Source organism: Serratia sp. DD3, from assembly GCF_000496755.2.
On the sequence record NZ_AYKS02000118.1, the window covers coordinates 151368 to 168223 of the forward strand.

Sequence of the window (16856 nt, forward strand, 5' to 3'; positions counted from 1 at the left end):
CATGAGCAGTTCTGTAACTCGCCGTACTATTATTATTCACGGGATAGGCTGGCTGCTGTTGCTGGCCCCCCTTTTTTTCCTCACCTATGGTCAGGTAAACCAGTTTACCGCTGGCAGGGGTGATGTGGGCAGCCTGGTGTTTGACTGGGAGAAGCATATTCCCTTTATTCCGCTGACCATAATTCCCTATTGGAGCCTTGATATATTCTACGGGTTGTCGCTATTTATCTGTACAACACTCAGTGAACAGCGACGCTTGGTCTACCGGTTAGCATTAGCCCCTCTGGTGGCCTGTATCGGTTTTTTACTCTTTCCGCTGAAATTTTCCTTCACCAGACCGCCAATTTCTGGTGCTGCCGGTTGGTTGTTCGAACAATTGGAGCAATTTGATTTACCCTATAATCAATCACCTTCTCTGCATATTATTTTTTGCTGGTTACTCTGGCGCCACTTCAGCCGCCACCTTGGCGGCCACGGGCACCGGATTTTTACCGCATGGTTTCTGCTTATCGCACTCTCCGTTGTGACGACTTGGCAGCACCATTTCATCGACGTTATCACTGGGTTGATCGCGGGTATGGTGATTGACTGGCTGGTACCAGAACAGGGGCAATGGCGTTGGCAGCGCCCAGATAGCCGCCGCTGGAAATTAACCAGACGCTATTTGTTCGGTTCACTCATAGCCATAGCAGCAAGTTTTTATCTGCCGTGGCTGTGGTGGCCAGCCATAGCGTTGATGATTGTCACGCTGGGATATGCCGGGTTTGGCGTCACCGTGTTGCAAAAAAATGAACAAGGAAAACTCACCCCTGCCGCCTACTGGTTACTGATGCCCTGGCGGTTGGGGATGTTTATTTCTCTACGCTATTACACCCGCCGTTTGCCTGCGGTTAGCCCGCTCACGGATGAGGTGTTCCTGGGCTCTTACCCCCGTAACCAGCCATTACAACGGGCAGTGTTGGATGTTACCAGTGAGTTTCCCCGAGCGCGCAACATAACCGGAGTCGCCTATTATTGTGTACCGATGTTGGATTTGGTCAACCCGCAAGCGAGCCAACTCCGTGAGGCGGTTCTCATGCTGGAACAGTTGCAGCGTACACAAGGTAGCGTGCTTATCCATTGTGCATTAGGCTTGTCACGCAGTGCTTTAGTGGCAGCCGCCTGGCTACTCTATAAACAACCGTCACTCACGGTAATGGAAGCCGTCGCCTATATTCGGCAGAAGCGGCCGCAGGTAGTCTTAAACGCTCAACATCTGGAGCTGTTAGAACAATGGCGAATGAACATCAGGAAATAACAGCAACCGAACAACTAACCACCGTGTTGCTTGAACGAACTCTGCTGAGCTGGCGTTTTTTGCTGTTGATGGTGGTACCACCATTACTATGGGTTATTTTTGCTGCATCACCCGGATTGATGCGGGCAGGGGTGTCGTTGCTGAGTGGTGTATGTATTTATGGCTGCTGGCGCCTATGGTTGGATGTCGGTTATTTAACACAGTTCAACGAGGCGCAGAATCAACAAGCCGGGAAAGCGCTGGCATTGATTTGGCAACGGCAACGGTTAACCCAACTGACATTCCCGCAACGTCAACATGGTGCGTTATGCCAACTCAAGCGCACCATGTTAATCACGGCGTTATTGTGGGTTCTCTGGTTGTTCGCTTTGATTCTCTACTGAACGTTGGCTAAGTAGTGAACCCTGTAAGCATTGCTGGGTGAATCTATTAACCATAGGCAACAACAGACAACTACAGGCCTTAAATAATCGGCTGTTGCCTAACGTTTCTCTGTGATAACAAAGATTAATTTTTACCCGGTGCTTTTATAAAAAATTTTCACCCGCTATTCTGTTAATCATTACTCATTTAGACAAGCCAAAGGTATTCCTATGTCTTTTCGTCTCACGACCCAAAAGGTGCTGTTTGCGAGTTCGCTGATTATGTCAGGTTATGTACTCACCGCCAACGCAGAAGATCCGGCAACCACAGTACAAACACCTCCCTCAGTACCATCAGCAACGCTGCCAGCATCGACAGACGGAGCTCCCTCTGCACAAACAACAAACAACACTAAAGCAGCAGAGGCAGAACCCGCAGCCACCCCCACGTCAACAGGCCCAAGCCTAACTGAACAGCCTAAAATGTCGAATGAAAAAGAGACAGATGAAAAAGAGACAAAACAAGAGGTAAAAGAGAACCTGGCGACTTCAACTAATGTGAATGCGGCGACACCAGAAAGTACGACCACGCCAGAAAATATCACTACGCCGAAAAATATAACTTCACCAGAAAATATAACTACGCCACAACAAAAAGAGACAGTGGCTGTTCCAACCGAAACAACAGCAACCGAAACAACGACAGCAGAAACAACAGAAGACACCAAAACACCCGATGTAGCGCCTGCGGCAAAGCCATCACCCGCCTTTCCATCCATAACTGAGCAACCAAAAGAGTTGGATAAAAAAGAGATACAAGCGGGTGAAGCCGCTGCAACTAGCGCGAGTTCGGCAACAGCAGAAAGTACATCCGTGTCTGAGAATATTGCGACAGCAGAAAAAAAAGAGGCCGTGACGACTACGCCAACAGTAGCAAAAGAATTTAAATTAGATAGCGAAGAGCAAAAACGTGCTTATGCCAGTGGTATCGCATTAGGGCACTATATTGAAGCGCAAATTGCTCAACAAAAAGAACTCCATATAACGCTTGATAAAAATATAATGTTAGCGGGTGTCGCTGATGCCTTCAACAATCAGGAAAAAATGAGTGAGAAAGAAGTACGCGACACGTTACTCATTCTTGACGAGCAGATAAACGTCTTAGCAGAAGATAAAAATAATAAAAGAATTGCTGCAGATAAAACCTGGATGGAGCAATTTGCACAGCGTGAAGGGGTCAAGAAAAACAAACAAGGGTTGCTTTACTTGATAATCAATAAAGGGAGCGGTCCAGCACTGCAAAGTACCGATGTTGTTGAGTTAAGTTTTAAAGGTACCTTGATTGATGGCACTGTGGTTGATGGCCCTAAAGTTGATAACTCGTACCAAGTATTTAAAGTAGATAATATACCGCCACTGCTGCGTGATAGCGTGAAACTTATTCGTAAAGGGGGAGAGATTCAGGTCGCGATCCCACCTTCAGCGATAAAAGTTCCGGATGGATCTAAAAAACCTGAGTTTGTGGTTATCTACACTATTTCTGTTATTGATGTAAATAAACCGCAATAGCGATTTATCCCCCAGCAGTTATTCGAACTGCTGGGGTTAGTGATTACCAGATTCTGCGCGATCCCTACGTTTTAATCTTCAAGTTCACGCAACTGTTATTCAAATTGGAGCACGATCGATCTGCGTCAAAGCTTGGTTAATGGCAAATATCTTTCCATTAACCTGGGGAATACCAAAATTGCGAAGCCGCTCGCTATGCATCGCCAGATAGGCCTCAGCACTGGAAATATTGGCGAACAAGTAGATGCCACCCGCTTCTTGGGTGGCCTGGTTTTCAGTCCAGATCTTCCAAATCAACCCCGGTTCTTCGGCAATAGAGTGGGCTAACCCCTCCATCGCTTGCGCCATTTCCTGCCCCCAAGGGCCATGGTAGGGAAAATCAACTTGCAGTATGTAGCTCATAAAAAACTCCTTTTTCATTGCATTATCAGTGAAGAATAATGCGTTCTGATAAACATCACTTGAGCTTAATCATAAAAAAATCCGGTTTGCCTTTGGGGCATAACCGGATTTATTCAGTTCACAACTTTATGGTCATCCTGCAACTAAAATGATTACTCAACAGTAACCGATTTCGCCAGGTTGCGCGGCTGATCCACATCTGTACCTTTAATCAATGCCACATGATAGGACAACAGTTGTAGCGGAACCGTGTAGAAGATTGGCGCGACAATTTCTTCAACATGAGGCAATGGGATAATGGTCATGCCTTCACTACTGACAAAACCGGCATCCTGATCGGCGAACACATAAAGCTGACCGCCACGCGCACGGACCTCTTCAATGTTGGATTTGAGTTTTTCCAGCAATTCATTGTTTGGCGCCACCACAATCACAGGCATATCCGCATCGATCAACGCTAATGGACCGTGCTTCAGTTCACCGGCAGCATAGGCTTCCGCATGAATATAGGAGATCTCTTTCAGCTTAAGCGCACCCTCCATGGCGATCGGGTATTGATCACCACGGCCTAAAAACAGGGCGTGATTTTTGTCAGAGAAACCTTCTGCCAATGCCTCAATTTTTTTGTCCAGCGACAGCATCTGTTCTATACGCGCAGGCAACGCTTGCAAACCATGCACAATCTCATGCTCTACGCTCTCTGGCATCCCCTTCAGATGGCCAATACGCGCCACCAGCATCAACAACACCGCAAGCTGGGTGGTAAAGGCTTTGGTGGATGCCACACCGATTTCAACGCCTGCTTTCGTCATCAGCGCCAGATCGGATTCACGAACCAGAGAAGAACCTGCCACATTACACACCGCCAAAGAACCCAGATATCCCAGTTCTTTAGACAGGCGTAGAGCCGCCAATGTATCAGCGGTTTCACCGGATTGGGACAGGGTAATCAGTAAGCTACCTGGGCGCACCGCAGATTTGCGGTAGCGGAATTCGGAGGCGATCTCTACATCGCAAGAGACACCGGCCAGCGACTCGAACCAATAACGCGCTACCATACCCGAATGATAAGAAGTGCCACAGGCAATAATCTGTACATGCTGTACTTTTGCCAGCAATTCATCACTCTTTGGCCCTAATTCACTCAGATTGATCTGCCCATGGCTAAAACGCCCTTCCAGGGTGTTTTTCAATGCCATTGGCTGCTCAAAAATCTCTTTCTGCATGTAATGACGATATATGCCTTTGTCACCGGCATCGTATTGCACCTGAGATTCAATCTCCGGGCGCTTAATTTCATCACCTTGTTTATCAAAAATAGTGACAGTACGGCGAGTCACAGCCACTACATCTCCCTCTTCCAGGAAGATAAAACGGCGGGTTACCGGTAGCAATGCCAGTTGGTCGGAAGCAATAAAGTTCTCGCCAACACCAAGGCCAATGACCAATGGGCTACCAGAACGGGCAGCAATCAACTCGCTGGGGTCACGGCTATCCATCACCACCATGCCATAAGCACCACGCAACTGTGGGATCACCCGCTGAACCACTTCACATAGTGTCCCACCCAGTTTCTGCTCCCAATGAACCAAGTGAGTAATCACTTCAGTATCGGTTTCAGAGCTGAAATGGTAACCACGCTCAATCAATAATTCACGCAACGGTTCGTGGTTTTCAATAATGCCGTTATGCACTACGGTGATGTAATCTGATACATGAGGATGCGCATTCGCTTCTGATGGTTCACCGTGGGTAGCCCAACGGGTGTGAGCAATACCGGTTCCCCCATGCAGAGGATGTTGGTTTGCTGCTTCCGCCAGTTTTTGTACTTTGCCGACACGACGCAAACGGCTGACATGACCTTCGCTATCCACTACCGCCAAGCCAGCAGAGTCATATCCACGGTATTCCAAACGACGTAAACCTTCTAACAGAATTTCTGCTATATCGCGCTGCGCTACTGCACCTACAATTCCACACATATTTTGTATTCCTGATTAAGTGCCTTTCAGGGCACTTGCGATGCCTTGACCTGATTTTGCCGGTTTTTTACCGTGCGCCCCGAGCCTGTAGATGGTGGGGTTATTATGTTTTGTACTGACCTCTGTAGAAGAGCCCAATACAAAACACACTGGTTAATCGGTACTGATTTATCCACTCAGTCACACTCGCCTGAATGCTAACAATATAAGGTTGGCATTCAGGCGCGAGGTAGCCAGAAAAATAATGGTAAATTACTTTTTCTTCACCGGGCGTTGCCACCCTTGAATATGCACCTGTTTGACACGGCTGAGGACCAGTTCATCATCGGCGATATCACGAGTAACCGTAGTACCTGCAGCAATAGTGGCTCTTTTACCCACACAAACCGGCGCAACCAGTTGAGTATCCGACCCGACAAAAACACCATCACCAATGATAGTTTTATGCTTGTTAGCCCCGTCGTAATTACAGGTAATCGTTCCGGCGCCAATATTCACATCATCACCGATTTCGGCATCGCCCAAATAGCTCAAATGACCCGCTTTAGAACCTTTACCCAAGCGTGCTTTTTTTATTTCCACAAAGTTGCCAACATGAGCACCTTCAGCCAATTGTGCACCTGGGCGCAGTCGAGCAAATGGGCCAACCGTGCAAGCCGCTTTAAGCTCAGCATCTTCCAACACACTGTAAGGGCTGATTTCACAATCATCATCGATAACACAGTTTTTCAGCACACAACCACTACCAATTTTTACCCGATTACCCAGTTTGACCTTACCTTCAATAATCACATTGGTATCAATGGTAATATCACGGCCATGCTCCAACTCACCACGCAGATCAAAACGCGCGGGATCCAACAGCATTACACCCGCCAGCAACAGTTTTTCCGCTTGCTCAGCTTGATAGACACGTTCCAATTGTGACAATTGCAAACGGTTATTCACCCCTTCTACTTCACTCAGGCGGGCAGGGTGCACCGCTTCAATTTTGTTGCCCTCAGCATGCGCCAAAGCGATGATATCGGTGATATAGAACTCACCCTGAGCATTGTTGTTATTCAACATACCCAACCAGCGCTTAAGATCACCACCGCTAGCCACCAGAATCCCGGTGTTAATTTCATTAATCTGACGTTGTTGTTCGCTGGCATCTTTATGTTCAACAATACCAACGACTTCACCATTTTCACGCATGATACGGCCATATCCGCTAGGATCCTCAAGCTTCACGGTCAGCAATCCAATCCCCCCTTGAGGTTTGGCTGCCAACAGGCGCGTCAAGGTTTCCACTGCAATCAGCGGTACATCGCCATACAACATCAACACATCTTCATCATCAGCAAAATGCGGTGCCGCTTGCTGCATGGCATGGCCAGTTCCTAACTGTTCTGCTTGTAACACCCAATTTAGTGCATCGTTTTTTAAGGTGCTTTTCAGCAATTCACCACCGTGGCCATAAACCAGATGGACGTTTTTTGCGCCCAACTTCATGGCAGCATCAATAACATGCTGCACCATAGGTTTACCCGCCAACGGATGTAATACTTTGGGAAGGTCAGAATACATGCGTGTTCCTTTGCCTGCGGCAAGGATAACCACGCTCATTGCGCTGTTAGACATAAGTAACCTGATAACTCCATTTCGATGGACAAAAGTAAAACCGTTTACTGGCGGAATTACTACATATTTCTCTACAAAAATCTGAACGCTGTCAGAAGGCCTCTGACCTGACGCTAATTAAACCAAACCTATTTTACAACGAAAAAACTGTCGGCGATCAGAGACGTTTTTATTCCTCTGTAAGTAGCGATAGATAGCAATATCAGCCTGATTGAGCCGCTTATTTTAATACAAAAAAAAAGCGACCATAAAGGCCGCTTTCTGATTTCTGGATGTGGTGTACACCATTACATCGCTTTTCTGGTGAGCTCGATAACACGCAATTTTGCAATCGCTTTCGCCAGTTCAGCGGAGGCCTGAGCATAGTCGACATCACCATGAGAAGTACGGATGTGCTCTTCAGCTCTGCGCTTAGCTTCCAGCGCTCTCGCTTCGTCAAGATCCGATCCACGGATGGCTGTGTCTACCAGCACGGTGACCATACTTGGCTGTACCTCAAGGATACCGCCAGATAAGTAGATAAACTCTTCTTCACCGAACTGTTTAACAATACGCACCATACCAGGCTTGATGGCAGTCAGCAGCGGCGCATGACCAGGGTAAATCCCCAGCTCACCTTCGCTACCAGTCACCTGGATTTTCTGTACCAGCCCGGAAAACATCTCTCTTTCCGCACTGACCACATCCAGATGGTAAGTCATAGCCATATCAACCTCCTCTCAAGGCATTACAGTTTCTTGGCTTTTTCCACTGCTTCTTCAATGGTGCCAACCATGTAGAACGCCTGCTCCGGCAGGTGGTCGTAGTCACCAGCCATAATGCCTTTGAAACCACGAATGGTATCTTTCAGCGATACGAACTTGCCCGGTGAACCGGTGAAGACTTCTGCCACGAAGAACGGCTGAGAAAGGAAACGTTGGATTTTACGCGCACGGGATACCACCAGCTTGTCATCTTCTGACAGCTCGTCCATCCCCAGAATGGCGATAATATCTTTCAGTTCCTGATAGCGTTGCAATATAGACTGCACGCCACGCGCAACATCGTAATGCTCTTGGCCTACTACCAAAGGATCAAGCTGACGGCTGGTAGAATCCAGCGGATCAACAGCCGGGTAGATACCCAGAGAAGCAATGTTACGGCTCAGTACCACAGTCGCATCCAAGTGAGCAAACGTGGTGGCTGGTGATGGGTCAGTCAAGTCATCCGCAGGAACGTAAACCGCCTGTACGGAAGTGATAGAACCGGTCTTGGTAGAGGTGATACGTTCTTGCAGAACACCCATCTCTTCCGCCAGTGTTGGCTGATAACCTACCGCCGATGGCATACGGCCCAGAAGTGCAGACACTTCGGTACCGGCCAGGGTATAACGATAAATGTTATCGACGAACAGCAGTACGTCACGGCCTTCATCACGGAACTTCTCCGCCATGGTCAACCCGGTCAGCGCAACGCGCAGACGGTTACCTGGTGGCTCGTTCATCTGGCCGTAAACCAGAGAAACTTTATCCAGTACGTTGGAGTCGGTCATTTCGTGGTAGAAGTCGTTACCCTCACGAGTACGTTCACCCACGCCCGCAAACACCGAATAACCAGAGTGTTCGATGGCGATGTTACGAATCAGCTCCATCATGTTTACGGTTTTACCCACACCCGCACCACCGAACAGACCTACTTTCCCGCCTTTAGCAAATGGGCAGATCAGGTCCATAACCTTGATACCGGTTTCCAGCAGTTCCTGAGAGTTGGACAACTCTTCGTAGCTAGGTGCCGGGCGATGGATAGCCCAACGCTCTTCTTCACCAATGTCACCCTTCATATCGATAGGCTGACCTAACACGTTCATGATACGGCCCAAAGTAGCTTTACCTACCGGGACTTCAATCGGGTGTTGCAGGTCAGTGACCTGAAGGCCACGGCGTAAACCATCAGAGGTTCCCATGGCGATACAACGGACGACACCACCACCCAATTGTTGTTGAACTTCCAGCACCAGTTTCTCGGTACCGTTTTCAACCTCAAGAGCATCGTACACTTTTGGTACGGCATCCTGAGGGAATTCGACGTCCACTACGGCGCCGATTACCTGGATAATCTTTCCAGTAGCCATCTTGAATCCTCTACGTAATTCGTAAACCTGGTTAAACCGCGGAGGCTCCCGAAACGATTTCGGTGAGTTCCTGAGTGATGCTGGCCTGACGCGCCTTGTTGTATACCAACTGCAGCTCTTTGATCAGGCTACCGCCGTTATCCGTTGCGGCTTTCATTGCAACCATTCGGGCGGCCTGCTCACTGGCCAGGTTTTCCACGACACCCTGATAAACCTGTGATTCCACATAGCGGCGCAGCAACGTATCAAGCAGCACCTTAGGATCGGGTTCATACAGGTAATCCCAGGATTTCCGCTTCAACTCATCGTCTTCGCAAGGCGGTAACGGGAGTAGTTGAACAATTTGAGGTTCCTGAGACATCGTATTAACAAATTTGTTGCTGACAATATACAGCTTGTCTAAACGACCTTCGTCGTAGGCTTGCAGCATCACTTTCACTGGACCGATCAAATCTGACAATGTCGGGTTATCCCCCATGCCAGTGACCTGGGCAACCACCTTACCGCCCACAGAACCGAAGAAAGAAGTGGCTTTGGAGCCAACTAACGCCAAATCAGCTTCGACGCCTTTTTCAGACCAGCCTTTCATTTCTGTCAGCAGCTTCTTGAACAGGTTAATATTCAAGCCGCCGCACAAACCACGGTCAGTTGACACCACCAGATACCCTACGCGCTTAACATCACGCTCATCCAGGTACGGGTGTTTATATTCCAGATTCCCTAACGCCAGGTGACCAATCACCGCACGCATGGTCTCTGCATAAGGACGGCTGGCCGCCATGCGATCCTGCGATTTACGCATTTTGGAGGCGGCGACCATCTCCATCGCTTTGGTGATCTTCTGCGTGTTTTGCACGCTGCCGATCTTACTACGTATCTCTTTTGCGCCGGCCATCTCTGATTCTCCTCATTGCCAGCAACCTGCCATCATTCAACGACAGGTTGCTACGCGTTACCAGGACTGGGTTGCTTTAAAGGTATCGAGGATGCCTTTCAGCTTTCCTTCGATTTCGTCGTTATAAGCACCAGTTTGGTTGATGTGGTTCAGTAGTTCGGCATGCTCACGATCAGCATAAGCAACCAGAGCCTCTTCGAAGCTCACAACTTTCGCGACTTCAACATCGTTCAGGTAGCCACGCTCGGCAGCAAACAACACCAGAGACTGCTGGGCAACAGACATTGGCGCATACTGTTTCTGCTTCAGCAACTCAGTAACTTTCTGGCCATGGCTGAGTTGTTTGCGTGTTGCGTCGTCCAGATCGGAAGCAAACTGAGAGAACGCAGCCAGTTCACGATACTGTGCCAGTGCGGTACGAATACCACCGGACAGTTTTTTAATGATCTTGGTCTGTGCTGCACCACCCACACGGGATACTGAGATCCCCGGGTTAACTGCCGGACGAATACCGGAGTTAAACAGGTTGGATTCCAGGAAGATCTGACCATCGGTAATCGAAATTACGTTAGTCGGAACGAATGCAGAAACGTCACCCGCCTGAGTTTCAATAATAGGCAGCGCAGTCAGTGAACCGGTTTTCCCTTTAACTTCACCTTTGGTGAAAGCTTCAACGTATTCCGCATTAACACGAGCTGCACGCTCCAACAAACGGGAGTGGAGGTAGAAAACATCACCAGGGTATGCTTCACGACCAGGTGGACGACGAAGCAACAAGGAAATCTGGCGGTAAGCAACAGCTTGTTTAGACAAATCATCATAAACAATCAGTGCATCTTCACCACGGTCACGGAAATACTCACCCATTGCACAACCGGCATACGGCGCCAAATATTGCAATGCGGCTGATTCAGATGCCGTAGCAACCACCACAATGGTGTTAGCCAGTGCACCGTGCTCTTCCAGTTTGCGTACCACGTTAGAAATGGTAGATGCTTTCTGACCAATCGCCACGTAAACACATTTGATACCAGAATCGCGCTGGTTGATGATGGCATCAATAGCCAGTGCAGTTTTACCGGTTTGACGGTCACCGATCACCAACTCACGCTGACCGCGACCAATTGGAATCATGGCATCGACTGATTTATAACCAGTCTGTACCGGCTGATCAACCGACTGACGTTCGATAACGCCAGGGGCAATGGTTTCAACGGGAGAGAAGCCATCATTATCAACCGGGCCTTTACCATCAATAGGTTCGCCCAGGGTGTTAACTACACGCCCCAGCAAACCACGACCTACTGGCACTTCCAGGATACGACCGGTACATTTTACTTTCATGCCTTCGGCCAGATCCGTGTATGGCCCCATGACCACCGCACCCACAGAGTCGCGCTCCAGGTTCAATGCAATGGCATAACGGTTACCCGGCAGTGCGATCATTTCGCCCTGCATAACTTCGGCCAAACCGTGTACACGGATGATCCCGTCACTGACGGAAACGATAGTACCTTCATTGTGAGCTTCGCTCACTACATTAAACTGAGCAATGCGCTGCTTGATCAGTTCGCTGATTTCGGTGGAATTCAGTTGCATGCTCCAGTCCCCTTAAGACTGCAAGACGTCTGCCAGGCGTTCAAGACGACCGCGAACGCTGCCATCAATCACCATATCACCGGCACGGATAATGACACCGGCCAGTACAGACTTGTCAATTTTGCAATTCAGCTTAACTTTGCGTGATAAACGTTTTTCCATCGCAGCGGCAATCTTGGCCTGCTGTTCATCGTTCAGTGCGCTCGCAGAGAGCACGTCGACTTCGACGGTTGATTCCAGTGTGGCACGTAATGCAATAAACTGTTGCAGTACCGCAGGAAGAACCTGTAAACGCCTATTTTCGGCCATTACACGGATAAAGTTCTGGCCATGCTCATCGAACTCGTCACCACAAACCGCTATAAATGTTTTAGATAGCGTATCGGGTGCGATATCACCGGAAAGCAGTTCTGCCATCTGTTCATTACCAGTAACAGCAGCAGCAAACGTCAGCATTTTCTGCCAGCGTTCTATGCTTTGGTTCTCAACGGCAAAGTCAAAAGCTGCTTTGGCGTAGGGGCGAGCTACAGTAATAAATTCAGACATCAGCCCCTCCCTCCTTACAGTTCAGCGACCAGTTTATCAACGATGTCGCTGTTAGCAGCTTCATCCACGGAACGTTCGATTATTTTCTCGGCGCCTGCAATGGCCAACATCGCCACCTGCTTACGCAACTCTTCACGAGCGCGCTTACGTTCGGCATCGATCTCAGCCTGGGCCTGCGCCACGATTTTGTTGCGTTCCAGCTCGGCTTCCGCTTTGGCGTCGTCCACGATCTGAGCTTTGCGTTTGTTTGCCTGCTCAATGATTTTCTGGGCTTCCGCTTTGGCAGTTTTCAACTGCTCGGTCGCATGGGCTTGCGCTAAGTCCAAATCTTTTTTGCCACGCTCTGCAGAAGCGAGGCCATCAGCAATTTCTTTCTGACGCTTCTCGATGGCAGCCATAATTGGCGGCCATACATACTTCATGCAGAACCAGACAAACAGGATGAACGCGATAGCCTGGCCGAGGATTGTAGCATTAAGATTCACAGCACAATGCCTCTATAAAAGTTTAAAATGTGGTTTCTTCGCAGCGAGTGAACTCTGCTTACGCAACAGCAAACATTACGTATAGACCCAGACCCACAGCAATCATCGGGATGGCGTCAACCAAGCCCATAACGATAAAGAACTGTGTACGCAGTAAAGGGATCAAGTCAGGCTGACGTGCAGCACCTTCCAAGAATTTACCCCCCAGGATGCCGATACCGATCGCAGCACCGATTGCCGCTAAACCCATCATCACAGCGGCAGCCATGTACAGCAGATCCATATTCAGGTTTTCCATGACAGTCTCCAGTTTATTTCAGTTTATAAAAGTGCAAGTGTTTTAAGAAAATCAGTGCTCTTCAGACGCCATCGACAGATAGACAATCGTCAGAACCATGAAAATAAAGGCTTGAAGCGTAATGATCAGAATGTGGAAGATTGCCCAAGGCAAGCTCAGAACCCACTGTGACCACCACGGCAACAGACCAGCAATAAGGATGAAGATCAACTCACCCGCATACATGTTGCCAAACAGTCGCAACCCGAGAGAAACAGGCTTGGACAGCAGGCTGACACCTTCAAGGATCAGGTTGATAGGTATAAACACCGGATGGTTGAATGGCTGCATGGTCAACTCTTTAGCGAATCCACCAATACCTTTCATTTTGATGCTATAGAACAGAATCAGGATAAATACGGCCAGTGCCATCGATAAGGTGATATTGACATCTGCCGTAGGCACAACACGCAGTGCAGGAAGGCCTGCCATTGTCGCAATGTGCGGCAGAAAATCGACCGGAAGCAGATCCATCAGGTTCATCAAAAATACCCAGATAAATACTGTCAACGCTAACGGTGCAATCACCTTGCTCTTACCGTGGTACATATCCTTGACGTTGTTATCGACAAAACCGACGATCATCTCAACCGCAGTTTGCAACTTACCCGGGACACCACTGGTAGCATGTTTAGCCACTTTGCGGAAAATCGCCAAGAAAACAACCCCGAGGACAACAGAGAAAAACATCGAGTCGACATTAATCGACCAAAAACCCGTCCCGACCTGAAGATGCGTCAGGTGGTGACTGATATACTCCTGCGGAGTTAAGACTTCTGCAGACATGATGCCTCTACCCTTTGTATAGTTAATTTCGGTAACTGTTAATCACGGCAGGTGCCACTATCTGCACCACTAACACCGCTAAATAGGTCAGGGCTAACGGCATAAATGCCACTTTGAACACCCCAAGTGCCACAATCAACAAAATGATGGTGATCACGACCTTCAACCCCTCACCAATAGCAAACGACCAAGCAACCCGACCAGGTGCTGGTGTCTGCACCTGATGGCGCAAGGCAAACAGCATAAACATAGCATTGGGTAACCAGGCAGCAAGGCCTCCGGCCAATGCTGAAACACCCCATTCCAGGCTTTTCAACCCGAAACCCATGCTGATCAGAACAAAAGTCATTAACTGCAGAAACAGCAATTTGCGTGCTACTCTTCCATTGTAAAGGAACACAGACATGACGTTTGTTCTCTCCGTACCCCGAAGGGTAAACTGAGTGGCATATTCCTGTAAAACCCGCGTCATTGCCGTCTAGTTGCAACTTGCATGAACATGGGTAATGAAACAGCCTTCAATGCTATGAGTCAAGTAGCAAAAACCGTGCAAATTATACGGGCCACTCCAACGAATTCAATCAATAAGTAGCAAAAAGGTGAACAATTATTTAAATTTTCCCCTTTGAGACACATTTCAATAGAAACCGCCCTTTGCTCTATCACACTTACTGGCCTAGTTACTAGGCTATTGCATCAGTAAATGTGCTGTCTATCACAGTAAATTTTAGCGCTAATTTATAATCCAATTTAACGCCCATTGTCTTTAGCTAATCGAGCTATAAAAAAGATTACAAATCAAAGTATTGTAAGTAAACTTTTAAAAAACAATCGTAATACCATGCAAAAACATTTTACTGACATTTATAACCAGGTTAATTCAAGTTGCTGCCCACTGTTTACCATTTGAGTAACAATTACCATTTGAGTAACAATGGGGTCAGGCAAATAACATAAACACGTCGTTAAAGGTGTGACCAGATAGGTTTATCAAAAACCGCATACTATCTGACAGCAGTTACCTTCAAAAAAATTACAACTTATTGAAATTTAATAATATCAGTTCTCAAATCCACGAATTTATCATAGACACTGTCGACAGATAAGCTCTTCACATCATTATCCATTGACTCCAGAACCCGTGATGGTACTTGCCAAGGGCCCCAAAATGAGGAGTCATGACCTGCAAACAACGCAACGACCGGTTTACCTACCCCCACAGCGATATGTAATGCGCCGCCATCACTGGTGACAATTTGATCACATAAAGCCATACCTGCCATCAATTCACGAAGGTTGTTGGTTCTGTAAGGGATCAAATCTATGTCACGGCAGCCCTCTACCACTAAATCTGCTTTTTCATCATCACCAGGGTGAGTCGGATTATTACTCGAACCAGGGGACCAAAAAAGCATGATTTTACAGGGTTCACGCTCGGCTAATCGGTGAGCAAGTTCAATAAAATGGTTAACTGACCATCTCTGATTGATTTTTCTAGAACTGATCTGCAGACCATATAGCGGTATCTTGTCATTTTTAGATACTTTTTCTTCCGCTTTTTTTATCTCATCTGCTGTTACATACAGTTCTGCTTTCCCCGGGGTTTGATAACAACCGAGCGGTTTTGCCAGGAGCGATAACTCTTCTACGATATGATGACTTGTCCCTTGTACATACGGAATTTTGTCGGTGACAATATCAGGCGCATCGTCACCAATGGTAATAATTCGTTTAGCACCAGAGAGTTTTGCCCACATCACCGCCCGTTTGTTCCACTGCCCAGCAACGATAGCGGCATCATAACCAGCTCGACGGATACGATAGGTGGTCTGCAAACGATGCATAAAGGCACCCATTTTAGCCTTGAGCGATCGTTCATGGTGCGACTTGGTGTAGTAATAAATGTTGGCGACATTAGGATTACCATCGAGTACTGACATGTTATAAGAGTTAACCAACACATCAACTTGGTGATCTTTTGCTAGCATCGAGATAAGCGGGGTGGTCAAAATCAGGTCACCGATATTTTCTCGCCTGATCAGTAATATTTTCATTAATGAATCCCTTTATAAAACAAGCAGCATATCTCTTTTAAACGATGCCAATATTTATTCAATGGTTGATAGTACAACTAAATGGCGTTCCCCCGCCAACTCTGGCACCTGCAGACGGACCACAGACTCCAAAGAAACGCCCGCTGGCAATGGTGCCAGTTCATTTTCGGGATAGACTCCCTTCAATGCATAGAAACGCCCTTGGCCTGGTGTTGGCAAGTGGTGACACCAAACCAGCATATCTTGTAATGACGCAAAAGCACGGCTGATTACACCATCAAATGTCGGATCCGCAATGAACTCCTCCACACGGCTTTGTACTGGCTCGATATTTTTCAGACCCAGTTCATGCTGCACCTGGCGTAAGAAACGGACACGCTTGCCCAAGCTATCAAGCAGAGTGAAATGCGCATCAGGCCGTACAATAGCCAACGGAATACCAGGCAAACCAGGGCCAGTACCTACATCGATAAAGCGTGAACCGGTCAGATGGGAATTAACCACGATGCTATCCATGATATGGCGAACCAGCATTTGTTGTGGATCACGGACTGAAGTGAGATTGTAAGCTTTATTCCACTTGTCGAGCATATCGACATAAGCCAGTAATTGGCTTTTTTGCTGATCGGGAAGCGCAATTCCTGCCGCAGAAAGCAATGAATCCAGTTTTTTTTGCACCACTAATGTCCTCTGACAGATGCAGAACAGCAGACCAATCAGGAACTGCCTCTTAAGACAATCAATAATAATTCAGACATGCAAAGATGTCAGTGGCCGTTTCTCAGTAGAAACGAAACGACCATAGAACA

At 47.8% G+C, this 16856-nt stretch carries 17 protein-coding genes; 3 read left to right on the forward strand and 14 right to left on the reverse strand.

What is annotated here, in order from left to right:
• Position 1: 1 nt before the first annotated feature.
• The 3 genes from IO95_RS22065 to IO95_RS22075 all read left to right on the forward strand — a co-directional run bounded on the left by IO95_RS22065 (position 2) and on the right by IO95_RS22075 (position 3228).
• Positions 2–1297: a phosphatase PAP2/dual specificity phosphatase family protein gene (locus tag IO95_RS22065; protein ID WP_023491144.1), complete on the forward strand. Its 1296-nt coding sequence runs from the start codon at positions 2–4 to the stop codon at positions 1295–1297.
• Complete coding sequence (locus IO95_RS22070; RefSeq protein WP_037384875.1) at positions 1273–1680, forward strand: hypothetical protein; 408 nt, start codon at positions 1273–1275, stop codon at positions 1678–1680. Before IO95_RS22065 ends, IO95_RS22070 begins: the two co-directional genes overlap by 25 nt.
• 210 nt (positions 1681–1890) lie before the next feature.
• Entirely contained in the window at positions 1891–3228 is a 1338-nt protein-coding gene (locus IO95_RS22075) for an FKBP-type peptidyl-prolyl cis-trans isomerase N-terminal domain-containing protein (RefSeq protein WP_037384878.1), read from the forward strand.
• 99 nt (positions 3229–3327) lie between these two features.
• Here IO95_RS22075 and IO95_RS22080 read toward each other — a convergent pair whose 3' ends face one another.
• The 14 genes from IO95_RS22080 to rsmG form a co-directional block, all read right to left on the reverse strand.
• On the reverse strand, positions 3328–3630 hold the full coding sequence (locus IO95_RS22080; protein WP_023492580.1) for a monooxygenase: 303 nt from the start codon (positions 3628–3630) through the stop codon (positions 3328–3330).
• Positions 3631–3782: 152 nt separating this feature from the next.
• A complete protein-coding gene (glmS, locus tag IO95_RS22085; RefSeq protein WP_023492579.1) occupies positions 3783–5612 on the reverse strand; it encodes a glutamine--fructose-6-phosphate transaminase (isomerizing) in 1830 nt (609 codons plus the stop codon).
• Between the two features lie 252 nt (positions 5613–5864).
• Entirely contained in the window at positions 5865–7235 is a 1371-nt protein-coding gene (glmU, locus tag IO95_RS22090) for a bifunctional UDP-N-acetylglucosamine diphosphorylase/glucosamine-1-phosphate N-acetyltransferase GlmU (RefSeq protein WP_037384881.1), read from the reverse strand.
• A 287-nt stretch (positions 7236–7522) separates the two neighbouring features.
• Positions 7523–7942, reverse strand: coding sequence for a F0F1 ATP synthase subunit epsilon (locus tag IO95_RS22095; RefSeq protein ID WP_023488961.1), 420 nt, complete (start codon positions 7940–7942; stop codon positions 7523–7525).
• A gap of 20 nt (positions 7943–7962) precedes the next feature.
• Positions 7963–9345, reverse strand: coding sequence for a F0F1 ATP synthase subunit beta (atpD, locus tag IO95_RS22100; protein ID WP_023488960.1), 1383 nt, complete (start codon positions 9343–9345; stop codon positions 7963–7965).
• 31 nt (positions 9346–9376) lie between these two features.
• Complete coding sequence (atpG, locus tag IO95_RS22105) at positions 9377–10240, reverse strand: F0F1 ATP synthase subunit gamma (protein WP_023488959.1); 864 nt, start codon at positions 10238–10240, stop codon at positions 9377–9379.
• 57 nt (positions 10241–10297) lie between these two features.
• Positions 10298–11839 (reverse strand): F0F1 ATP synthase subunit alpha, encoded by a 1542-nt coding sequence (gene atpA, locus IO95_RS22110; protein ID WP_023488958.1) that lies wholly within the window; start codon positions 11837–11839, stop codon positions 10298–10300.
• A gap of 12 nt (positions 11840–11851) precedes the next feature.
• The gene (gene atpH, locus IO95_RS22115; RefSeq protein WP_023488957.1) at positions 11852–12385 is read right to left on the reverse strand and encodes a F0F1 ATP synthase subunit delta; all 534 of its coding nucleotides are present in this window, start codon (positions 12383–12385) and stop codon (positions 11852–11854) included.
• 14 nt (positions 12386–12399) lie between these two features.
• A complete protein-coding gene (gene atpF, locus IO95_RS22120; RefSeq protein WP_023488956.1) occupies positions 12400–12870 on the reverse strand; it encodes a F0F1 ATP synthase subunit B in 471 nt (156 codons plus the stop codon).
• Positions 12871–12928: 58 nt separating this feature from the next.
• Positions 12929–13168: a F0F1 ATP synthase subunit C gene (gene atpE, locus IO95_RS22125; RefSeq protein WP_000429386.1), complete on the reverse strand. Its 240-nt coding sequence runs from the start codon at positions 13166–13168 to the stop codon at positions 12929–12931.
• Positions 13169–13219: 51 nt separating this feature from the next.
• Positions 13220–13993, reverse strand: a complete 774-nt coding sequence (gene atpB / locus IO95_RS22130) for a F0F1 ATP synthase subunit A (RefSeq protein WP_037384894.1) — start codon at positions 13991–13993, stop codon at positions 13220–13222.
• Between the two features lie 22 nt (positions 13994–14015).
• Positions 14016–14399, reverse strand: coding sequence for a F0F1 ATP synthase subunit I (atpI, locus tag IO95_RS22135; protein WP_037384896.1), 384 nt, complete (start codon positions 14397–14399; stop codon positions 14016–14018).
• 634 nt (positions 14400–15033) lie between these two features.
• A complete protein-coding gene (locus IO95_RS22140; RefSeq protein ID WP_235186757.1) occupies positions 15034–15981 on the reverse strand; it encodes a glycosyltransferase family 9 protein in 948 nt (315 codons plus the stop codon).
• 120 nt (positions 15982–16101) lie between these two features.
• Positions 16102–16725 carry a 16S rRNA (guanine(527)-N(7))-methyltransferase RsmG gene (rsmG, locus tag IO95_RS22145; protein ID WP_037385004.1) on the reverse strand — a complete coding sequence of 208 codons (624 nt, stop codon included), beginning with the start codon at positions 16723–16725 and terminating at the stop codon, positions 16102–16104.
• Positions 16726–16856 lie beyond the last annotated feature (131 nt).